At 56.8% G+C, this 21900-nt stretch carries 21 protein-coding genes and 1 pseudogene; 18 read left to right on the top strand and 4 right to left on the bottom strand.

The features are described 5' to 3' along the window. Positions 1–4 precede the first annotated feature (4 nt). The 3 genes and pseudogenes from gmhB to J4D25_RS25445 all read left to right on the top strand — a co-directional run. Entirely contained in the window at positions 5–544 is a 540-nt protein-coding gene (gmhB, locus tag J4D25_RS25455; protein WP_167362881.1) for a D-glycero-beta-D-manno-heptose 1,7-bisphosphate 7-phosphatase, read from the top strand. Between the two features lie 83 nt (positions 545–627). After that, a complete protein-coding gene (locus tag J4D25_RS25450; RefSeq protein ID WP_057712652.1) occupies positions 628–1407 on the top strand; it encodes a 1-acyl-sn-glycerol-3-phosphate acyltransferase in 780 nt (259 codons plus the stop codon). Between the two features lie 281 nt (positions 1408–1688). Then, positions 1689–1871 (top strand): annotated as a pseudogene (locus J4D25_RS25445) (helix-turn-helix domain-containing protein); the annotation flags it as partial. A gap of 60 nt (positions 1872–1931) precedes the next feature. On the opposite strand, the gene gyrB reads toward J4D25_RS25445, so the two are convergent. The 4 genes from gyrB to dnaA are packed head-to-tail and all read right to left on the bottom strand — an operon-like array spanning position 1932 to position 8142. Then, positions 1932–4349, bottom strand: a complete 2418-nt coding sequence (gene gyrB, locus J4D25_RS25440; protein WP_057716535.1) for a DNA topoisomerase (ATP-hydrolyzing) subunit B — start codon at positions 4347–4349, stop codon at positions 1932–1934. Between the two features lie 5 nt (positions 4350–4354). After that, a complete protein-coding gene (gene recF, locus J4D25_RS25435; RefSeq protein WP_007969883.1) occupies positions 4355–5458 on the bottom strand; it encodes a DNA replication/repair protein RecF in 1104 nt (367 codons plus the stop codon). A 20-nt stretch (positions 5459–5478) separates the two neighbouring features. Continuing rightward, positions 5479–6582 carry a DNA polymerase III subunit beta gene (gene dnaN / locus J4D25_RS25430; protein WP_007969885.1) on the bottom strand — a complete coding sequence of 368 codons (1104 nt, stop codon included), beginning with the start codon at positions 6580–6582 and terminating at the stop codon, positions 5479–5481. A 39-nt stretch (positions 6583–6621) separates the two neighbouring features. After that, on the bottom strand, positions 6622–8142 hold the full coding sequence (dnaA, locus tag J4D25_RS25425; protein WP_057712654.1) for a chromosomal replication initiator protein DnaA: 1521 nt from the start codon (positions 8140–8142) through the stop codon (positions 6622–6624). A gap of 566 nt (positions 8143–8708) precedes the next feature. Between dnaA and rpmH the strand changes: the two genes are divergently transcribed. From rpmH to atpA, 15 genes are all read left to right on the top strand, one after another. Further along, positions 8709–8843: a 50S ribosomal protein L34 gene (rpmH, locus tag J4D25_RS25420; protein WP_003213577.1), complete on the top strand. Its 135-nt coding sequence runs from the start codon at positions 8709–8711 to the stop codon at positions 8841–8843. 16 nt (positions 8844–8859) lie between these two features. Beyond that, positions 8860–9261 carry a ribonuclease P protein component gene (rnpA, locus tag J4D25_RS25415; protein ID WP_056727027.1) on the top strand — a complete coding sequence of 134 codons (402 nt, stop codon included), beginning with the start codon at positions 8860–8862 and terminating at the stop codon, positions 9259–9261. Next, positions 9254–9499, top strand: coding sequence for a membrane protein insertion efficiency factor YidD (gene yidD, locus J4D25_RS25410; RefSeq protein ID WP_010207715.1), 246 nt, complete (start codon positions 9254–9256; stop codon positions 9497–9499). The genes rnpA and yidD overlap by 8 nt, the downstream gene beginning before the upstream one ends. Positions 9500–9501: 2 nt before the next feature. Further along, complete coding sequence (gene yidC, locus J4D25_RS25405) at positions 9502–11181, top strand: membrane protein insertase YidC (protein WP_057712656.1); 1680 nt, start codon at positions 9502–9504, stop codon at positions 11179–11181. A gap of 79 nt (positions 11182–11260) precedes the next feature. Then, positions 11261–12631 carry a tRNA uridine-5-carboxymethylaminomethyl(34) synthesis GTPase MnmE gene (gene mnmE / locus J4D25_RS25400; RefSeq protein ID WP_057712657.1) on the top strand — a complete coding sequence of 457 codons (1371 nt, stop codon included), beginning with the start codon at positions 11261–11263 and terminating at the stop codon, positions 12629–12631. Positions 12632–13181: 550 nt separating this feature from the next. After that, positions 13182–15080 carry a tRNA uridine-5-carboxymethylaminomethyl(34) synthesis enzyme MnmG gene (mnmG, locus tag J4D25_RS25395; RefSeq protein ID WP_057712658.1) on the top strand — a complete coding sequence of 633 codons (1899 nt, stop codon included), beginning with the start codon at positions 13182–13184 and terminating at the stop codon, positions 15078–15080. Further along, positions 15077–15721 (top strand): 16S rRNA (guanine(527)-N(7))-methyltransferase RsmG, encoded by a 645-nt coding sequence (gene rsmG / locus J4D25_RS25390; protein ID WP_057712659.1) that lies wholly within the window; start codon positions 15077–15079, stop codon positions 15719–15721. Before mnmG ends, rsmG begins: the two co-directional genes overlap by 4 nt. Before the next feature lie 18 nt (positions 15722–15739). Further along, positions 15740–16537: a ParA family protein gene (locus J4D25_RS25385; RefSeq protein ID WP_046038783.1), complete on the top strand. Its 798-nt coding sequence runs from the start codon at positions 15740–15742 to the stop codon at positions 16535–16537. Between the two features lie 9 nt (positions 16538–16546). Then, positions 16547–17419, top strand: coding sequence for a ParB/RepB/Spo0J family partition protein (locus J4D25_RS25380; protein ID WP_057712660.1), 873 nt, complete (start codon positions 16547–16549; stop codon positions 17417–17419). Between the two features lie 148 nt (positions 17420–17567). Further along, positions 17568–17975: a F0F1 ATP synthase subunit I gene (locus tag J4D25_RS25375; RefSeq protein ID WP_057712661.1), complete on the top strand. Its 408-nt coding sequence runs from the start codon at positions 17568–17570 to the stop codon at positions 17973–17975. Positions 17976–17991: 16 nt separating this feature from the next. After that, complete coding sequence (gene atpB, locus J4D25_RS25370; protein ID WP_057712662.1) at positions 17992–18861, top strand: F0F1 ATP synthase subunit A; 870 nt, start codon at positions 17992–17994, stop codon at positions 18859–18861. 133 nt (positions 18862–18994) lie between these two features. Beyond that, positions 18995–19252: a F0F1 ATP synthase subunit C gene (atpE, locus tag J4D25_RS25365; RefSeq protein WP_003097235.1), complete on the top strand. Its 258-nt coding sequence runs from the start codon at positions 18995–18997 to the stop codon at positions 19250–19252. 58 nt (positions 19253–19310) lie between these two features. Beyond that, positions 19311–19781 carry a F0F1 ATP synthase subunit B gene (locus tag J4D25_RS25360; RefSeq protein ID WP_008045681.1) on the top strand — a complete coding sequence of 157 codons (471 nt, stop codon included), beginning with the start codon at positions 19311–19313 and terminating at the stop codon, positions 19779–19781. 12 nt (positions 19782–19793) lie between these two features. After that, on the top strand, positions 19794–20330 hold the full coding sequence (locus J4D25_RS25355) for a F0F1 ATP synthase subunit delta (RefSeq protein WP_008045680.1): 537 nt from the start codon (positions 19794–19796) through the stop codon (positions 20328–20330). A gap of 21 nt (positions 20331–20351) precedes the next feature. After that, a complete protein-coding gene (atpA, locus tag J4D25_RS25350; RefSeq protein WP_030132553.1) occupies positions 20352–21896 on the top strand; it encodes a F0F1 ATP synthase subunit alpha in 1545 nt (514 codons plus the stop codon). The last annotated feature ends 4 nt before the right edge of the window (positions 21897–21900 follow it).

The following is a 21900-nucleotide window of genomic DNA, read 5'->3' as shown; positions in this document are numbered from 1 at the left end:
GGGACTGCTGTTGAAACTGCTGATTCTCGATCGGGACGGAGTGATCAATTACGACTCCGACGCTTACATCAAGTCGGTGGAGGAGTGGATTCCGCTCCCCGGATCGATCGAAGCCATCGCGCAGTTGAGCAAGGCTGGCTGGACGGTAGCCGTCGCTACCAACCAGTCGGGCATCGCTCGCGGCTATTACGACCTTGCCACCCTCAATGCCATGCACGAGCGCTTGCGCGCGTTGGTGGCGGAGCAGGGTGGTGAAGTCGGCCTGATCGTCTACTGCCCGCATGGGCCGGACGAAGGCTGCGATTGCCGCAAGCCGAAACCCGGGATGTTGAAAACCATCGCCGCTCATTACAACGTGTCGCTGACCGATCTCTGGTTCGTCGGCGACAGCCTTGGTGACCTGGAAGCCGCCAAAGCCGTCGATTCACAGCCAGTTTTGGTAAAGACCGGGAAAGGCGAAAAGACTTTGGGCAAGACCCTTCCGGTTGGCACATTGATTTTTGACGATCTGGCGGCGATTGCCGCAGAACTTATCCACAATTAGAGTGCTTCTGAAATTCCTGATAAAGGACCCATCAGGAGTGCGCTTTATACAGGCGGGCAATTCCCGCAACGGTAAACGTCACCATGTCGATATTGCAGGCCATCAGAACCTTCCTCTTTTACCTGCTGCTGGGCACCAGCTCATTGCTGTGGTGCAGCCTGAGTTTTTTTATCGCACCGTTTCTGCCCTTCAAGGCACGTTATCGCTTCATCAACGTGTATTGGTGCCGTTGTGCCCTGTGGCTGAGCAAAGTGTTCCTTGGTATTCGCTACGAAGTGAAGGGCGCCGAGAACGTACCTGAACGGCCGTGCGTGATTCAATCGAACCATCAGAGTACCTGGGAGACGTTTTTTCTCTCCGCCTACTTCTCACCGCTGAGCCAGGTGCTCAAACGTGAGTTGCTCTATGTGCCGTTTTTCGGTTGGGCCATGGCCATGCTGCGACCGATCGCCATCGATCGCGACAACCCGAAAGCAGCACTCAAGCATGTGGCTCAAAAAGGTGATGAGTTGCTCAAGGACAATGTCTGGGTGCTGATCTTCCCCGAAGGCACGCGCGTTCCTTTCGGCACCGTCGGAAAGTTCTCGCGCGGTGGCAGCGCCTTGGCGGTCAACGCCGAATTGCCGGTGCTGCCGATTGCGCACAACGCAGGCAAGTTCTGGCCGAAAACCGGTTGGGCGAAGAAGCAGGGCGTCATCACTGTGATCATTGGCGAGCCTATGTATGCCGCAGGCACCGGACCACGAGCCATTGCTGAATTGAACGACCGGGTCCAGGCGTGGAACGAGCAGATGCAACGGGAAATGGGCTCACTGCCACCGGCTCCACAAGCGCCGGTTTCAAACGATCAGGTGGTTGTCTGAGATTCTGTGGATAACCTGTGTACCGTTTCATTGAAAAGCGTCGTTTTTTGTACGTAACATTATGATTTTTTTACATATTTCTTAGAATGATAAAAACCATAAAAACGTGCATAAGTTTTTTTTGGACGTAAAAAAACCGGCGGATATAGCCGGTTTTTTTATGCCCATCCACAACGGCTTTGACCATCGATAATCCCAACCCCACGCCATCGATACCTTCGGTGGAAGAAAAGCGTCAGTATTGGCTGAACAGTTCGATCTTCAGCTGCGCGATGGGCAGCGCCTGGTCGCGGGATTACCTGTACGAACGATTCTGGCCCGATGAAGAAGTGTCCTCGTCCCGGCCGCTCGATACTCACATCTATCGCCTGCGCAACAAGCTTGGGCTGACGGCGGATCGCGGTTGGCAGTTGCTGACGATTTATGGGTATCGGTTGGAGAGTGTGGCACCGGCGAGCGAGTAAAACGCGGGCAAAAAAAGGCCAATGCAAATGCATTGGCCTTTTCGTTGGGGTCGACCGGGATCAGAAGTCCAGGTTGGACACCGCCAGGGCATTGCTTTCGATGAAGTCACGACGTGGTTCGACCGCATCACCCATCAGGGTGTTGAAGATCTGGTCCGCGCCAATGGCGTCTTCGATAGTCACTTTCAGCATGCGACGCACGCTTGGGTCCATGGTGGTTTCCCACAGCTGGTCTGGGTTCATCTCGCCCAGACCTTTGTATCGCTGAATGGTGTGGCGTTTGGTGCTTTCAGCCATCAGCCAGTCCAGGGCTTCCTTGAACTCGGTGACCGATTTACGGCGTTCGCCACGCTGGATGTACGCGCCATCGTCGAGCAGGGTGCTCAGTTGAGCGCCCAGGGAAACAACGGTCTTGTAGTCGTTGCTGCCGAAGAAGTCGCGGTTGAACGTGACGTAGTTCGACAGGCCGTGGGAGATCAGTTCGACCTCTGGCAGCCACACGCCACGCTCACGGTCTTCACGCAGGCTTGCCTTGTAGACCAGACCCGACTTCTCGACGGTGCGCAGGCGCACTTCGTACTGGGCCAGCCAGTCCTGCATCGCTGCATGATCGGACAACTGATCCATGCTGACAGCCGGCAGGTAGATGAAGTGCTCGGTCAGTTCCTGTGGGTACAGGCGCGACAGACGCTTGAGGGTCTTCATCACCAGACGGAAGTCATTCACCAGACGCTCGAGGGCTTCGCCGGAGATACCCGGTGCATCCTCGTTCAAGTGCAGGCTCGCATCTTCCAGGGCCGACTGCGTCATGTACTCTTCCATGGCGTCGTCGTCTTTGATGTATTGCTCTTGCTTGCCTTTCTTCACTTTGTACAGCGGCGGCTGAGCGATGTAGATGTAGCCACGCTCGATCAGCTCCGGCAGCTGACGGAAGAAGAAGGTCAACAGCAGGGTACGGATGTGCGAACCGTCGACGTCAGCATCGGTCATGATGATGATGTTGTGATAGCGCAGCTTGTCGATGTTGTACTCTTCGCGACCGATGCCGCAGCCCAGCGCGGTGATCAAGGTGCCCACTTCCTGGGAAGAGATCATCTTGTCGAAGCGGGCCTTCTCGACGTTCAGGATTTTACCCTTGAGGGGCAGAATCGCCTGGGTCTTGCGGTTACGTCCCTGCTTGGCAGAGCCGCCCGCGGAGTCACCTTCCACGAGGTACAGTTCAGACAGGGCAGGGTCTTTTTCCTGGCAGTCGGCCAGTTTGCCCGGCAGGCCGGCGATGTCCAGCGCGCCTTTGCGGCGGGTCATCTCACGGGCTTTACGTGCCGCTTCACGAGCACGGGCCGCGTCGATCATCTTGCCGACGACCAGCTTGGCTTCGTTCGGGTTTTCCAGCAGGAAGTCGGAGAAGTACTTGCCCATTTCCTGTTCGACCGCGGTCTTCACTTCGGAAGACACCAACTTGTCTTTGGTCTGGGAGCTGAACTTCGGATCCGGCACCTTCACCGAAATGATCGCGGTCAGGCCTTCACGGGCATCGTCACCGGTGGTGGCGACTTTGTGCTTCTTCGCCAGGCCTTCTGCTTCGATGTAGGTGTTCAGGTTACGCGTCAGTGCGGAACGGAAACCCACCAGGTGAGTACCGCCGTCGCGCTGTGGAATGTTGTTGGTGAAGCACAACAGATTCTCGTTGAAGCTGTCGTTCCACTGCAGGGCGATTTCCACGCCGATGCCGTCTTCACGCTGGACGTTGAAGTGGAACACCTGGTTGACCGGGGTCTTGTTGGTGTTCAGGTATTCAACGAACGCACGCAGGCCGCCTTCGTATTTGAACAGTTCTTCCTTGCCGCTGCGCTCGTCCTTGAGGACGATACCGACACCGGAGTTGAGGAAGGACAGTTCACGAATCCGCTTGGCCAGGATGTCCCAGCTGAAGTGGATGTTCTTGAAGGTTTCGCTGGAAGCCTTGAAATGGATCTGTGTACCGGTGGTTTCGCTGTCGCCAACGATTTTCATCGGCTCTTGCGGAACACCGTGGACGTAAGTCTGTTCCCAGATCTTGCCGCTACGGCGAACGGTCAGGACCAGCTCTTCCGACAGGGCGTTAACTACCGACACACCCACACCGTGCAGACCGCCGGAAACCTTGTAGGAGTTGTCGTCGAATTTACCGCCGGCGTGCAGCACGGTCATGATGACCTCGGCTGCCGAAACGCCTTCTTCCTTGTGTACGTCTACCGGGATGCCACGGCCGTTGTCGCGAACGGTGATGGACTCATCCGGGTGGATGATGATGCTGATGTCGTCGCAGTAGCCGGCGAGCGCTTCGTCGATCGAGTTGTCGACCACCTCGAACACCATGTGGTGCAGACCGCTGCCATCGTCGGTGTCGCCAATATACATACCGGGACGTTTGCGTACGGCATCCAGGCCTTTCAGCACTTTAATGCTCGTTGAGTCGTACGTATTTTCTTCGCTCAATGCCTTCACTCCCGATGGTCGTGGGTCTGGGTGATACGGCCCTGTTCCACGTGGAACAGAGCGACTGGCGTTTCCGTCTGCCAGCCTTCCCTCAATAATTCGTGATCTACACAGGTGATAAATACCTGGCAGCGTAAGTCTTCCAACAAGCGGCAAAGGGCGCGACGGTGGTGCTCGTCCAGTTCGGACGGCAAGTCATCCACCAGATAAATACACTGACCGCGTCGAGCCTGGCTGACCAAGTGCCCTTGGGCAATCCGTAATGCGCAAACCACCAACTTCTGCTGGCCTCGGGACAAGATGTCCGCGGCGTTGTGCGCACCCAGTCTGAGCCGCAAATCAGCGCGTTGTGGTCCGGCCTGGGTATGTCCCATTTGCTGGTCCCGCTGAAGAGACCCGGCGAGCACAGCACTCAGTTCACGGTCCTTGTCCCAGCCGCGGTAATAGCTGAGCGTCAAGCCTTCAAGCTCAACCAGTTCGCTCAAGGTTTGTTCAAAGACTGGTTTCAAGGCTTTGATATAAGCGCGGCGGTATTCATCGATTTCAGCGCTGGCCTGGCACAGTTCCCTGTCCCAAACCGCTTGCGAAACGGCGTCAAGTGTACCATGCCGCAGCCAAGAGTTTCTCTGGCGCAGGGCCTTCTGCAAGCGCTGCCAGGTTGACATGAAGCGCGGTTCCACGTGGAACACACCCCAGTCGAGAAACTGTCGGCGAATCTTCGGCGCGCCTTCCAGCAATCGAAAGCTATCCGGATTGATCAGTTGCAGTGGCAAGATCTCGGCCAGTTGCGCGGCGCTACGAGCGTTCTGCCCATCGATACGGATCTGGAATTCGCCTTGGCGATCCCGGGAAATACCCAAGGCGCTATGCCCGCCCTCCGCCAGTTCAACCTGGCCAAATACCGTACAGGCAAGCTGTTCGTATTGAATGACCGGCAACAGACGGGTGCTGCGAAACGAACGGGCAAGCCCCAGCAGATGGATGGCTTCCAGAACACTGGTTTTGCCGCTGCCGTTGGCGCCGTAAAGAATATTGATGCGGGGGGAGGGGGAGAAGGTCACCGGGTGCAGATTGCGCACCGCGGTGACCGAGACGCGACTTAAGGACATCTAGCTTCTGCTGAACATGATTACAGACGCATCGGCATGACAACGTAGGCCGAGTCGTCGTTATCCGATTCCTGCACCAGCGCGCTGCTGTTGGAGTCGGACAGGATCAGACGAACCTGCTCGGTGGTCATCACGCCCAGTACGTCGAGCAGGTAGCTCACGTTGAAGCCGATTTCCAGAGAGCCGCCGTTGTATTCAACGCCCACTTCTTCTTCCGCTTCTTCCTGCTCCGGGTTGTTCGCCTGGATCTTCAGCTGACCGCTGGCCAGTTGCAGACGGATACCACGGTACTTCTCGTTGGACAGAATGGCGGTACGGCTGAACGCTTCGCGCAGAGCCTGACGATCACCAAGAACCAGCTTGTCGCCACCTTTAGGCAGAACTCGCTCGTAGTCCGGGAATTTTCCGTCAACCAGCTTCGAGGTGAAGGTGAACTCACCGGTGGTGGCGCGAATGTGATGCTGACCCAGCACGATGCTGACATTGCCGTCCGGCTCGGTGAGCAGGCGAGCCAGTTCGAGGATACCTTTGCGCGGCACGATGACCTGGTGACGATCCGGCTGGCCGATGTCGGCCTGCATCGAGCACATGGCCAGACGGTGGCCGTCGGTGGCTACCGCGCGGATCACACCCGCGGAAACTTCCAGCAGCATGCCGTTGAGGTAGTAACGCACGTCCTGCTGGGCCATGGCGAAGCTGGTGCGTTCGATCAGACGACGCAGCTTGCTTTGCTCCAGGCTGCAGGTCAGCGAACCCGGGCCTTCTTCCACGGTAGGGAAGTCGTTGGCCGGCAGTGTCGACAGGGTGAAGCGGCTACGGCCAGCCTTGACCACAAGCTTCTGCTCGTCGACCTTGATGTCGATCAGCGCATCGTTCGGCAGGCTTTTGCAGATGTCCATCAGCTTGCGCGCCGGCACGGTGATGGAACCCGGATCCGCCGGCTCTTCGAGTTGAACACGACCGACCAGCTCGACTTCCAGGTCGGTACCGGTCAGCGACAATTGCTGGCCTTCGACAACCAGCAGCACGTTGGAAAGTACCGGCAAGGTCTGTCGGCGTTCGACGACGCCTGCGACCAGTTGCAGGGGTTTCAACAGGGCTTCGCGTTGAATGGTGAAATGCATGGTCTAGTCCCTTGCCTTAATTAGCTGCGCTGGTGTTCATCAAGTGGTCAGTGTACGCAGCAGGTTCTTGTAGTCCTCGCGGATGTCCGCGTCGGATTCCTTAAGTTCGTTGATCTTGCGGCACGCGTGCAAGACCGTCGTATGGTCGCGGCCGCCAAACACATCGCCGATTTCCGGCAGGCTGTGGTTGGTCAGTTCCTTGGACAACGCCATGGCGACCTGACGCGGACGAGCGACCGAACGCGAACGGCGTTTGGACAGCAAGTCGGAGATCTTGATCTTGTAGTACTCGGCGACAGTGCGCTGAATGTTATCCACAGAGACCAGTTTATCCTGCAACGCCAACAAGTCCTTAAGGGATTCGCGAATCAGCTCGATGGTGATATCGCGGCCCATGAAGTGCGAGTGGGCGATCACGCGCTTGAGCGCACCTTCCAGCTCACGGACGTTGGAGCGAATGCGTTGGGCAATGAAAAACGCGGCGTCGTGAGGCAACTCGACTTTGGCCTGATCGGCCTTCTTCATCAGGATCGCCACGCGGGTTTCCAGCTCCGGCGGCTCAACCGCTACGGTCAGGCCCCAGCCAAAACGGGATTTGAGGCGTTCTTCAAGGCCTTCGATTTCCTTCGGGTAGCGGTCACTGGTGAGAATGACCTGCTGCCCACCTTCGAGCAAGGCGTTGAAGGTGTGGAAAAACTCTTCCTGGGAACGCTCCTTGCGGGCGAAGAACTGAATGTCATCGATCAGCAACGCATCCACCGAACGGTAGAAGCGTTTGAACTCGTTGATCGCGTTCAGTTGCAGGGCCTTGACCATGTCCGCCACGAAACGCTCGGAATGCAGGTACACCACCTTGGCATTCGGGTTCTTCTTTAATAGATGGTTACCCACAGCATGCATCAAGTGGGTTTTACCCAGGCCGACGCCACCATAAAGGAAGAGTGGGTTGTAACCGTGCTTGGGGTTGTCTGCCACCTGCCAGGCGGCGGCGCGCGCCAGCTGGTTGGATTTACCTTCAACGAAATTCTCGAAGGTAAAGGTGCGGTTCAGGTAACTGGTGTGCTTGAGCGCACCTTCGACCTGCACGGTACGTTGCTCGGCGCGCACAGGTGCCTGTTGCGAACTGGCTCCGGCCATCGGGTCGAAGCTGTCACGGGAAGGTTCTTCCTCGGAGACTTCAGCCACTTTTTGCGTCGCACGCTTGGTCGACACGGCGGCAGGTGCCGGCGGCGGACTGACGGGTGCTTGAGCAGCCTGGGCCTGGGAAGCCGCAGCAGCCAGGGGAGCGTTTGGCGCGGCACGGGGTGCCGAACTGCGTTTGCTGCCTATTAATAGGGAAAGCGCAGGCGCCATGCCATTGCCGTGCTCATCGAGCAATTCGAGAACACGCCCCAGGTACTTTTCGTTGACCCAGTCCAGAACAAAACGATTGGGTGCATACACACGCAACTCGTCGCCTTCGGCTTCGACCTGTAGTGGACGGATCCAAGTGTTGAATTGTTGGGCAGGCAGCTCATCGCGCAGAAGCTCCACGCACTGCTGCCAAAGTTCCACTGACACGGATATCCCCTAAGTTGAAAGCCGGTGAGGCAAAAACAAGCGGCCATTGTAGCGACCAGACGCCGACTTATCCACACGAAGGTGGTTCATCGACCAAGAAGAATCACCGTTTCATAAGCAAAAAAGGCGACCAGTGGTCTGTGCATAAGCTCTGTGGATAACCGGGGTTAAGGTCATTGCACAAGTGGGGGCGAAACTCGGTGGATAACCCGCCTGTGGATAAAGCGACCTTTCACACACAGGTTATCCGACAGCGCAGCACAGGCTGAACACTGTTTTCCACCGTAGTTGTCATTCTCTGTACAGCAGGTAAAACAAGGGCTGAATCGAGTTATCCACAGAAGATGGCGAGCCTAGCTTTTATAAGCTTTACAGAAAAGCTTTAAATACTTTCCTTTCTTATTTTTATATCTACGCAAGGTGCGAGTGCTGAAAAACCTCTGGAGATCTATTTATAAGGAAACGTTGGTTGGAAATTGACCTGAAGGCTTGCTTTCTCTAGAATCCCCGGTCTCTTAAAACGGGGGCCATTCCGGCCCGTTGTGGACGAACCAGGTAACACGACAATGAAACGTACTTTCCAACCAAGCACTATCAAACGCGCTCGTACCCACGGTTTCCGTGCTCGCATGGCTACCAAGAACGGTCGTGCCGTCCTGTCGCGTCGTCGCGCCAAAGGTCGTGCGCGTCTGGCAGTTTGATAATCCGGCACTGGAGGTGAGTCAGGACTTCAGTCGGGAAAAGCGTCTGCTTACCCCCCGGCAATTCAAGGCAGTCTTTGACTCCCCTACCGGCAAGGTTCCGGGGAAAAATCTCCTGCTCCTTGCGCGCAACAACGATCTTGATCACCCCCGTCTCGGGTTGGTAATCGGGAAAAAGAGCGTAAAGCTCTCCGTCGAGCGCAATCGCCTCAAACGTCTGATGCGCGAATCGTTTCGCCTGAACCAGGATTCTCTGGTCGGCTGGGACATTGTTATCGTCGCGCGCAAAGGTTTGGGCGACGTAGAAAACCCCGAATTGATTCAGCATTTCGGCAAACTCTGGAAACGACTGGCTCGCAGTTCGCCAGTACCAGCAGTCAAAACCGAAACTGTAGGGGTAGACAGTCCAGATGCGTAAACTGGCACTCGTTCCGATCCAGTTTTATCGCTATGCCATTAGTCCCCTGATGGCCAGTCACTGTCGTTTCTACCCCAGTTGTTCCTGCTACGCGTTAGAAGCCATCGAAAATCATGGCCTTCTTCGCGGTGGCTGGCTGACCTTTCGTCGTTTAGGTCGCTGTCATCCGTGGAATCCCGGTGGTTATGACCCGGTTCCACCTATCCCTACCTCCCGTTCTTCTTCGATGGCCGAGTAATCATGGATATCAAACGCACGATCCTGATCGTCGCCCTGGCAATCGTGTCCTACGTTATGGTTCTTAAATGGAACCAGGACTATGGCCAGGCTGCCCTGCCGACTCAGAATGTTGCCACCAATACGACTGCATCGGGCCTGCCGGATACGGCATCTGGCTCCAACGCTTCTGCCAGTGACGACATTCCACGTGCTGCAAGCGACACCAGCGCACCTGCCGAAACGCCGGTGGCTGTGAGCAAGGACCTCATCCAGATCAAAACGGATGTACTGGACCTGGCTGTCGACCCACAAGGTGGCGATGTTGCCCAGTTGACCCTGCCGCTGTATCCGCGTCGTCAGGATCACCCGGAAATTCCGTTCCAGCTGTTCGATAACGGCGGCGAACGTACTTATCTGGCGCAAAGCGGTCTGATCGGCACCAACGGTCCGGATGCAAATCCGGCCGGTCGTCCGGTTTATTCCTCGGAGAAGAAGATTTATCAGCTGGCTGACGGTCAGGACCAATTGGTCGTAGACCTGAAGTTCAGCAAAGACGGCGTCAACTACATCAAGCGTTTCACCCTGAAACGCGGCCTGTATGACGTAACCGTTTCCTACCTGGTCGACAACCAGAGCGCCCAGCCCTGGAATGGTGCGATGTTCGCCCAGTTGAAGCGCGACGCCAGCGCCGATCCTTCATCGACTACGGCTACCGGCACCGCGACTTACCTGGGCGCCGCCCTGTGGACAAGTTCCGAGCCGTACAAGAAAGTGTCCATGAAGGACATGGACAAGGCGCCGCTGAAAGAAACCGTCACAGGCGGTTGGGTTGCCTGGTTGCAGCACTACTTCGTGACCGCATGGATTCCGGCCAAGGGCGAAAACAACGTCGTCCAGACCCGTAAAGACAGCAAAGGCAACTACATCATCGGCTACACCGGCCCATCGATGAGTGTTGCGCCGGGTGCCAAGGCCGAGACCAGCGCTGTTCTGTACGCCGGTCCGAAAAGCCAGGCTGTGCTGAAAGAGTTGTCCCCAGGTCTGGAACTGACGGTCGACTACGGCATTCTGTGGTTCATCGCCCAACCGATCTTCTGGTTGCTGCAACACATCCACGCCATTGTGGGTAACTGGGGCTGGTCGATCATCTTCCTGACCATGCTGATCAAAGGGATCTTCTTCCCGCTGTCGGCTGCCAGCTACAAATCCATGGCGCGCATGCGTGCAGTGGCGCCGAAACTGGCCGCGCTGAAAGAGCAACATGGCGATGACCGGCAGAAAATGTCGCAAGCCATGATGGAACTGTACAAGAAAGAGAAGATCAATCCGCTGGGTGGTTGCTTGCCAATCCTCGTGCAGATGCCGGTTTTCCTCTCGTTGTACTGGGTTCTGCTGGAAAGCGTTGAAATGCGTCAGGCGCCGTTCATGCTGTGGATTACTGACCTGTCGATCAAGGATCCGTTCTTCATTCTGCCGATCATCATGGGCGCAACCATGTTCATCCAGCAGCAGTTGAACCCGACTCCTCCGGATCCGATGCAGGCCAAGGTGATGAAGCTGATGCCAATCATCTTCACCTTCTTCTTCCTGTGGTTCCCGGCCGGTCTGGTGCTGTACTGGGTTGTAAACAACGTGCTGTCCATCGCACAACAGTGGTACATCACGCGTAAAATCGAAGCGGCCGCTAAAGCAGCTGCCTGATTTACACTGTGGATAACCACTCAAAACGCCCCCTAGTGGGGCGTTTTGCTATCTGTCACTTTTGTCTGGATACCGGTTTATGAGCGTTCCTCGCGAAACCATCGCAGCCGTCGCCACCGCTCAAGGTCGCGGCGGTGTAGGCATCGTGCGTATTTCCGGGCCGTTGGCCAGCGTTGCGGCCAAGGCCTTCAGCGGTCGCGAGCTCAAGCCGCGATTTGCCCACTACGGTCCGTTTTTCAGTGAAAACGACGAGGTGCTGGACCAGGGCATTGCCCTGTATTTCCCCGGCCCGAACTCGTTCACAGGCGAAGATGTGCTGGAGCTGCAAGGCCATGGCGGTCCGATTGTTCTGGATATGTTGCTCAAGCGCTGCCTGGAACTGGGTTGCCGTCTCGCCCGGCCGGGGGAATTCAGTGAGCGCGCCTTCCTCAACGACAAACTGGACCTCGCCCAGGCCGAAGCCATTGCCGACCTGATTGAAGCCAGTTCTGCCCAGGCTGCGCGAAACGCGTTGCGCTCCCTGCAGGGTGCTTTTTCGTCACGTGTGCATAACCTCACCGAGCAACTGATCGGCCTGCGAATCTATGTCGAAGCGGCCATCGATTTCCCGGAAGAGGAAATCGACTTCCTCGCCGATGGCCACGTCCTGAGCATGCTCGACAAAGTGCGCGACGAGTTATCCACCGTCATGCGCGAAGCCGGGCAGGGCGCCTTGCTGCGTGACGGTATGACCGTGGTAATTGCCGGTCGTCCGAATGCCGGTAAATCCAGCCTGCTCAATGCCCTGGCCGGGCGTGAAGCAGCAATCGTGACCGAGATTGCCGGCACCACCCGTGACGTGCTTCGCGAACATATCCACATCGATGGCATGCCGCTGCACGTCGTGGATACCGCCGGTCTGCGCGATACCGATGATCATGTGGAAAAAATCGGCGTCGAGCGTGCCTTGAAAGCTATCGGCGAAGCCGATCGGGTACTGTTGGTGGTTGATGCCACTGCACCGGAAGCCCTCGATCCTTTTGCACTCTGGCCGGAGTTTCTCGAAATCCGTCCCGATCCCGCGAAAGTCACCCTGATCCGCAACAAAGCCGACCTTACGGGCGAAGCCATTGCGCTGGAGGTCAGCCAGGACGGCCATGTCACCATCAGCCTGAGCGCCAGGTCGGGTGGTGTCGGGCTGGAGCTGCTGCGTGATCACCTCAAGGCCTGCATGGGCTATGAACAAACGTCCGAAAGCAGCTTCAGCGCTCGCCGGCGACACCTTGAGGCGCTACGTCATGCCAGTGCTGCCCTCGAGCATGGCCGTGCCCAATTGACCCTGGCCGGTGCTGGCGAGTTGTTGGCCGAGGATTTGCGCCAGGCTCAGCAGTCGCTGGGTGAAATCACCGGTGCTTTCAGTTCCGATGACCTGCTGGGGCGGATTTTTTCCAGCTTCTGTATCGGTAAGTAGCCCTCCTGTTATTCACAGACAGGCCATTCGTGCCTGTCTGTTCTCTCCTTTTCTGAAAAAAACTCCCAGTGCCGAGCGGACTTCGTCTGCTTGAGCGGAATTCCTGCACCCGAATTTCGAGCGAACGGCACTTTTCTGTGGATTAAGCCCTGTGAATAACCGCGGCTAAGGTCAGTTGATAACAGGGCTCGAAAACTGGACATAACCGCCTCTGTGGATAACCACCCCTTTCATCCACAGGCTTAAACCGGTTATCCAAGGGCCTCATTGGCACATGAACACAGGGTTTTGAATCTCTGTACACATTGAAAATAAAGGTCTATAGCAATCTATCCACAGAAAGGTAGGTGCATAGAAATAAACATAAAAACAAAGATTTAATAAATTTCTTTCTTTTTAATTTCTATAACTCCGACTTTTCCACAGCTGGTTAAATTTTGTGCAAAGGGTTCTTTAGGAAGGGCGAAGTCCCTATACTTGTCGACCAGGTCCAAAAACCTGAGCTCAAACTATTCCTGAATTACCTACTTAAGCAGGCACGAGGTGCGTGGTGGATTTCCCTTCCCGTTTTGAAGTGATCGTCATCGGCGGCGGTCATGCCGGTACCGAGGCAGCACTGGCCTCAGCACGTATGGGGGTTAAAACCCTATTGCTGACGCATAACGTGGAAACCCTCGGTGCCATGAGTTGCAATCCGGCCATTGGCGGGATCGGCAAAAGCCACCTGGTCAAGGAAATCGACGCCCTTGGCGGCGCGATGGCCATGGCTACCGATAAAGGCGGTATCCAGTTTCGCGTGTTGAACAGCCGCAAAGGCCCGGCCGTGCGAGCAACCCGCGCGCAGGCAGACCGGGTTCTGTACAAGGCAGCTGTCCGCGAAATCCTGGAGAACCAGCCGAACCTGTGGATATTTCAACAGGCCGCTGACGATCTGATCGTCGAGCAGGAACAAGTCCGTGGTGTTGTCACCCAAATGGGCCTGCGTTTCTTCGCTGATTCCGTGGTGTTGACCACCGGTACGTTCCTCGGTGGACTTATCCACATCGGTTTGCAGAATTTTTCCGGCGGTCGCGCCGGTGATCCGCCATCGATCGCGCTGGCTCACCGTCTGCGTGAACTGCCATTGCGCGTGGGTCGTTTGAAAACCGGTACTCCGCCACGTATCGACGGTCGGTCTGTGGATTTCTCGGTGATGTCCGAGCAACCGGGTGATACGCCGATCCCGGTGATGTCGTTCATGGGGTCAAAAGAGCAGCATCCGAAGCAAGTCAGCTGCTGGATTACCCACACGAATGCGCGCACCCACGAAATCATTGCCGCGAACCTCGACCGTTCGCCGATGTATTCCGCTGCCGGTGAGATCGAAGGGATAGGCCCGCGTTATTGCCCGTCGATCGAAGACAAGATCCATCGCTTCGCCGACAAGGAAAGCCATCAGGTGTTTATCGAACCGGAAGGTTTGACCACCCATGAGCTGTATCCGAACGGGATATCCACAAGCTTGCCGTTCGACGTGCAATTGCAGATCGTGCAATCGATCCGCGGCATGGAAAACGCGCACATCGTGCGTCCGGGCTACGCGATCGAGTACGACTACTTCGATCCACGCGATTTGAAATACAGCCTGGAGACCAAAGTCATCGGCGGCTTGTTCTTCGCCGGGCAAATCAACGGCACAACCGGTTACGAAGAAGCCGGTGCCCAGGGTTTGCTCGCCGGGACCAACGCTGCACTGCGTGCGCAAGGCAAAGAGGCCTGGTGCCCGCGTCGCGACGAGGCCTATATCGGCGTGTTGGTCGACGACCTGATAACCCTCGGTACCCAAGAGCCGTACCGGATGTTCACCTCACGTGCCGAATATCGCTTGATCCTGCGCGAAGACAACGCCGACCTGCGCTTGACCGAAAAAGGTCGCGAACTGGGTCTGGTGGATGACGTGCGCTGGGCGGCTTTCTGCAAAAAACGCGAAAGCATCGAACTGGAAGAGCAGCGCCTGAAAAGTACCTGGGTACGCCCGGGTACCGAACAGGGCGATGCCATTGCCGAAAAATTCGGCACGCCACTGACTCACGAATACAACCTGCTCAACCTCTTGAGCCGTCCGGAAATCGACTACGCTGGTCTCATCGCCGTGACCGGTGGGGGCGCGGAAGATCCACAGGTTGCCGAGCAGGTCGAGATCAAGACCAAATACGCCGGCTACATTGATCGTCAACAGGATGAAATCGCCCGCCTGCGAGCCAGCGAAGACACCAAATTGCCTGTGGATATCGATTACACGAATATTTCCGGTCTCTCCAAGGAGATCCAGAGCAAGCTCGGCGCGACCCGTCCAGAAACCTTGGGCCAGGCCTCGCGTATACCGGGCGTTACGCCGGCAGCCATTTCGCTGTTGATGATTCATTTGAAAAAACGCGGCGCGGGCCGTCAGTTGGAGCAAAGCGCTTGAGTTCGTTGGTCACTCCGCAACACGCAGAAGAGTTATCCACAGGTGCTCGCCAGCTCGGTGTCACGCTGACAGAAACCCAGCACGCGCAGCTGCTGGGTTATCTGTCCCTGTTGATAAAATGGAACAAGGCTTACAACCTGACCGCGGTACGCGATCCGGACGAGATGGTCTCCCGCCACTTGCTCGATAGTTTGAGCGTGATGTCGTTCGTCGAAAACGGCCGGTGGCTGGACGTTGGCAGCGGCGGTGGTATGCCGGGCATTCCGTTGGCCATCCTGTTTCCAGAGTCGCAAGTGACTTGCCTGGACAGTAACGGCAAGAAAACCCGCTTCCTGACCCAGGTTAAACTCGAACTCAAACTGGATAACCTGCAAGTTATCCACAGTCGCGTCGAAGCCTTCCAGCCTGCACAGCCCTTCAACGGAATCATTTCCCGGGCGTTCAGCAGCATGGAGAACTTCAGTAACTGGACGCGCCACCTCGGCGATAGCGAAACACGCTGGCTGGCAATGAAGGGCGTTCATCCGGCCGATGAGCTGGTAGCATTGCCGGCAGACTTCCACCTCGATAGCGAACACGCCCTGGCCGTACCTGGTTGCCAAGGCCAACGCCATCTGCTGATACTGCGCCGCACGGCATGATTGGGAACACAAGCAAGAATGGCTAAGGTATTCGCGATTGCGAACCAAAAGGGTGGCGTGGGCAAAACCACCACCTGCATCAACCTCGCAGCATCCCTGGTCGCGACCAAGCGCCGGGTGCTGTTGATCGATCTTGATCCACAGGGCAACGCCACCATGGGTAGCGGTGTAGATAAACATGGCCTGGAAAACTCGGTCTACGACCTGCTGATCGGAGAATGTGATCTGGCCCAGGCCATGCACTTCTCCGAACACGGTGGTTACCAGCTGTTGCCGGCCAACCGCGATCTCACCGCGGCCGAAGTGGTGCTGCTGGAAATGCAGATGAAGGAAAGCCGTCTGCGCAGCGCGCTGGCGCCGATCCGGGAAAACTACGATTACATCCTGATCGACTGCCCGCCGTCGCTGTCGATGCTGACCTTGAACGCACTGGTTGCCGCTGACGGGGTCATTATCCCCATGCAGTGCGAGTACTTCGCACTCGAAGGCTTGAGCGACCTTGTGGATAACATCAAGCGTATCTCTGAACTGCTGAACCCGAATCTCAAGGTCGAAGGCCTGCTGCGTACGATGTACGACCCACGCCTGAGCCTGATGAACGATGTCTCGGCGCAGCTCAAGGAACACTTCGGCGAGCAGCTCTACGACACCGTCATTCCGCGCAATATTCGTCTGGCCGAAGCGCCAAGCTACGGCATGCCGGCGCTGGCGTACGACAAAGCTTCGCGAGGCGCCGTTGCCTACCTGGCATTGGCGGGCGAAATGGTTCGTCGTCAACGCAAAAACTCACGCATCGCCGCTGCTCAGGCAACTTAAGGAATCCCCATGGCCGTCAAGAAACGAGGTCTCGGACGTGGACTGGATGCTCTGTTGAGTGGTCCGACTGTCAGCTCGCTGGAAGAACAAGCGGCGCAAGCCGATCAGCGTGAGCTGCAACATCTCCCCCTGGATCTGCTCCAGCGCGGCAAGTACCAGCCGCGTCGTGACATGGATCCGCAGGCGCTCGAAGAGCTGGCGCAATCGATCAAGGCCCAGGGCGTCATGCAGCCCATCGTGGTTCGCCCGATCGGCAGCGGCCGCTTTGAAATCATTGCCGGCGAACGCCGCTGGCGCGCCAGCCAGCAAGCCGGGCAGGAAACCATCCCGGCAATGGTTCGCGATGTACCCGATGAAACCGCGATCGCCATCGCGCTGATCGAGAACATTCAGCGCGAAGACCTGAACCCGATTGAAGAAGCGGTGGCCCTGCAGCGGTTGCAGCAGGAGTTCCAGTTGACCCAGCAACAGGTGGCCGAGGCTGTGGGCAAGTCCCGGGTGACCGTGGCCAACCTGTTGCGCCTGATTTCCTTGCCGGAAGTCATCAAGACCATGTTGTCCCACGGCGACCTGGAAATGGGTCATGCCCGTGCTTTGCTCGGTTTGCCGGAAATTCAACAGGTTGAAGGGGCGCGACATGTTGTCGCACGCGGGCTGACCGTGCGCCAAACCGAGGCACTGGTTCGCCAGTGGTTGAGTGGTAAACCGGAGCCTGTGGAAGCGGCAAAACCGGACCCGGATATCGCCCGTCTCGAACAGCGCCTGGCCGAGCGCCTAGGCTCTGCGGTGCAGATCCGCCACGGTAAGAAGGGTAAAGGGCAGTTGGTGATTGGCTACAACTCACTGGATGAGCTTCAAGGCGTACTTGCACATATCCGCTGAAACATTTCCTCATGTAGCGCGCAGTCGGAAATCACTACCTGACAGTTGAATAGGGGCAGAACCGCCCCTATACTCTGCGCGCATTTTGTCGGCACAAATTATGCCAAGTTATTGAATTTCGGCAGCCGACCATTGGGGAGTAAAAGTGATGGAAACCCGCACGCCAAACCGCCTGCCCTTCCATCGCCTGGCAGTTTTTCCGGTGTTGATGGCTCAATTTGTCGTGTTGCTGATCGCCGCTTTGGCGCTCTGGTACCGATATGGAGTCGTTGCCGGGTACTCGGGACTCTGCGGAGGCCTGATAGCCTTGCTACCCAATATTTATTTCGCTCACAGGGCATTTCGGTTTTCCGGCGCCCGAGCAGCCCAGTCCATCGTCCGGTCTTTTTATGCCGGCGAGGCAGGCAAACTGATTTTGACGGCAGTGCTGTTTGCACTGGTGTTTGCAGGTGTGAAGCCACTGGCGCCGATTGCAGTATTCGGTGCCTTCGTGCTGACTCAGTCGGTCAGCTGGTTCGCTCCCCTGCTGATGAGAACAAGACTTTCGAGACCTTAGGGCGTTTGAGGCAACCATGGCAGAAACAACCGCTTCGGGCTATATCCAGCACCACTTGCAGAACCTGACCTTCGGTCAGCACCCTACCGGCGGCTGGGGCTTTGCCCACACCGCAGCAGAAGCCAAAGAAATGGGCTTCTGGGCTTTCCACGTCGATACTCTCGGCTGGTCGGTCGCATTGGGTCTGATCTTCGTTCTTCTTTTCCGCATGGCGGCCAAGAAAGCGACTTCCGGTCAGCCTGGTGCTTTGCAGAACTTCGTTGAAGTATTGGTCGAATTCGTCGATGGCAGCGTGAAAGACAGCTTCCATGGCCGTAGCCCGGTGATTGCACCGCTGGCACTGACCATCTTCGTCTGGGTGTTCCTGATGAACGCCGTCGACCTGGTACCGGTCGACTGGATTCCTCAGCTGGCCATCCTGATCTCCGGCGATGCACACATCCCGTTCCGCGCCGTGTCGACCACCGACCCGAACGCGACTCTGGCCATGGCCTTCACGGTGTTCGCGCTGATCATTTTCTACAGCATCAAGATCAAGGGCCTCGGCGGCTTCATCGGCGAGCTGACCCTGCACCCGTTCGGCAGCAAGAACATCTTCGTTCAGGCCCTGCTGATTCCGGTGAACTTCCTGCTGGAATTCGTGACCCTGATCGCCAAGCCGATCTCCCTGGCTCTGCGTCTGTTCGGCAACATGTACGCCGGCGAGCTGGTCTTCATTCTGATTGCTGTGATGTTCGGCAGCGGTCTGCTCTGGCTTAGTGGCCTGGGCGTTGTTCTGCAGTGGGCGTGGGCTGTGTTCCACATCCTGATCATCACCCTGCAGGCGTTCATCTTCATGATGTTGACCATCGTCTACCTGTCGATGGCGCACGAAGAAAACCATTAAGGCCAGTCTCGACTAGTCTGATGTCCTTCCCGGTAAAACGGGAAGGTGCTCCTTACGGGGCATCTGAAACGATTTGTTTTACCGCTTTAATCTAAAAAACCTAAACCATACGACGTAAAAGTCGGGAGGAAAGATGGAAACTGTAGTTGGTCTAACCGCTATCGCTGTTGCACTGTTGATCGGCCTGGGCGCACTGGGTACCGCAATTGGTTTCGGCCTGCTGGGCGGCAAGTTCCTGGAAGGCGCAGCGCGTCAGCCAGAAATGGTTCCAATGCTGCAAGTTAAAATGTTCATCGTTGCCGGTCTGCTCGACGCCGTAACCATGATCGGTGTTGGTATCGCTCTGTTCTTCACCTTTGCGAACCCGTTCGTTGGTCAAATCGCTGGCTAATTACTCGGATCTTCCGGGTAATTTGGTGTGATGGACAACGTAACTGCGAGGTGTTGGCGTGAACATTAATGCGACCCTGATTGGCCAGTCCGTTGCGTTCCTGATTTTTGTACTGTTCTGCATGAAGTTCGTATGGCCTCCGGTCATTGCGGCACTGCACGAACGTCAAAAGAAGATCGCTGATGGTCTGGACGCTGCCAGCCGTGCAGCTCGCGACCTGGAGTTGGCCCAAGAAAAAGCGGGTCACCAACTGCGCGAAGCGAAAGCTCAGGCAGCTGAAATCATCGAGCAAGCCAAGAAACGCGGTAACCAGATTGTCGAAGAGGCTGTTGAAAAGGCCCGTGTCGACGCTGACCGTGTGAAGGTTCAGGCTCAGGCCGAGATCGAACAGGAACTGAACAGTGTCAAAGACGCGCTGCGTGCCCAAGTGGGCTTGCTGGCAGTCGGCGGCGCCGAGAAGATCCTGGGTGCCACAATCGATCAAAACGCGCACGCAGAGCTGGTTAACCAACTGGCTGCTGAAATCTAAGCGAGGGCGATCATGGCAGAACTGACCACGTTGGCCCGACCTTACGCTAAGGCGGCCTTCGAGCACGCTCAGGCCCACCAGCAACTGGCCAATTGGTCAGCCATGCTCGGCCTGGCTGCAGCGGTGTCGGAAGACGACACCATGCAGCGCGTGCTCAAGGCCCCGCGACTGACGAGCGCAGAAAAGGCCGCCACGTTTATTGACGTGTGCGGCGACAAGTTTGATGCCAAGGCACAGAACTTCATCCACGTCGTTGCCGAAAACGACCGTCTCCCGCTGTTGCCGGAGATCGCCGCTCTGTTCGACCTGTACAAGGCCGAACAAGAGAAGTCGGTAGACGTTGAAGTCACCAGTGCTTTCGCATTGAACCAAGAACAGCAAGACAAACTCGCCAAGGTTCTCAGTGCACGACTCAACCGGGAAGTGCGCCTGCAAGTTGCGGAGGACGCTGCCCTTATTGGTGGTGTCGTCATCCGCGCCGGCGACCTGGTTATCGATGGCTCGATTCGCGGCAAAATCGCGAAACTTGCCGAAGCATTGAAATCTTGAGTTTGAAGGGGCAGCAGAGCAATGCAGCAACTCAATCCTTCCGAAATAAGTGAAATTATCAAGGGCCGCATCGACAAGCTCGATGTGACCTCCCAAGCCCGTAACGAAGGCACTGTCGTCAGCGTATCTGACGGTATCGTGCGGATTCACGGTCTGGCCGACGTAATGTACGGCGAGATGATCGAGTTTCCGGGCGGCGTCTTCGGTATGGCCCTCAACCTGGAGCAAGACTCCGTAGGTGCCGTTGTATTGGGCGCATACCAGTCTCTGGCTGAAGGCATGAGCGCCAAGTGCACTGGCCGCATCCTGGAAGTTCCGGTTGGTAAGGAACTGCTGGGTCGCGTAGTCGACGCACTGGGTAACCCTGTTGACGGCAAAGGTCCACTGGGCAACACCGAGACCGACGCGGTCGAGAAAGTTGCTCCAGGCGTGATCTGGCGTAAGTCGGTAGACCAGCCTGTACAGACTGGCTACAAGGCTGTCGATGCCATGATCCCTGTCGGCCGTGGCCAGCGTGAGCTGATCATCGGTGACCGTCAGATCGGTAAAACCGCTCTGGCGATCGACGCGATCATCAACCAGAAGAACAGCGGCATTTTCTGCGTCTACGTAGCAATCGGTCAGAAACAATCGACCATCGCCAACGTGGTTCGCAAGCTGGAAGAAAACGGCGCCCTGGCCAACACGATCATCGTGGCTGCCAGTGCTTCGGAATCTCCTGCGCTGCAATTCCTGGCACCGTACTCCGGTTGCACCATGGGTGAATTCTTCCGCGACCGCGGTGAAGACGCGCTGATCGTTTATGACGATCTGTCCAAGCAAGCAGTGGCTTACCGCCAGATTTCCCTGCTGCTGCGCCGTCCACCAGGCCGTGAAGCTTACCCAGGCGACGTGTTCTATCTCCACTCCCGTCTGCTGGAGCGCGCATCCCGCGTTTCGGAAGAATACGTAGAGAAGTTCACCAACGGCGCAGTGACCGGCAAAACCGGTTCCCTGACCGCACTGCCGATCATCGAAACCCAGGCTGGCGACGTTTCCGCGTTCGTTCCGACCAACGTGATTTCCATCACCGACGGTCAGATCTTCCTGGAATCGGCCATGTTCAACTCGGGCATCCGTCCTGCAGTGAACGCCGGTGTTTCGGTATCCCGTGTGGGTGGTGCCGCTCAGACCAAGATCATCAAGAAGCTGTCCGGTGGTATCCGTACCGCTCTGGCTCAGTACCGTGAACTGGCGGCATTCGCCCAGTTCGCTTCTGACCTGGACGAAGCGACCCGTAAGCAACTTGAGCATGGTCAGCGCGTTACCGAGCTGATGAAGCAGAAGCAATACGCACCAATGTCGATCGCTGACATGGCGCTGTCGCTGTATGCCGCTGAGCGTGGGTTCCTGACTGACGTTGAAATCGCCAAGATCGGCAGCTTCGAGCAAGCGCTGATTGCTTTCTTCAACCGCGATCACGCCGATTTGATGGCGAAGATCAACGTGAAAGGTGACTTCAATGACGAAATCGACGCTGGCATGAAAGCCGGTATCGAGAAGTTCAAGGCCACCCAAACCTGGTAAGCCG

It is taken from the genome of Pseudomonas sp. GW456-L13 (assembly GCF_017350115.1).
Lineage (GTDB): Bacteria > Pseudomonadota > Gammaproteobacteria > Pseudomonadales > Pseudomonadaceae > Aquipseudomonas > Aquipseudomonas jessenii.
The sequence above is the reverse complement of the archived record's forward strand: the minus strand, read 5'-3'. Positions and strand labels throughout refer to the sequence as shown.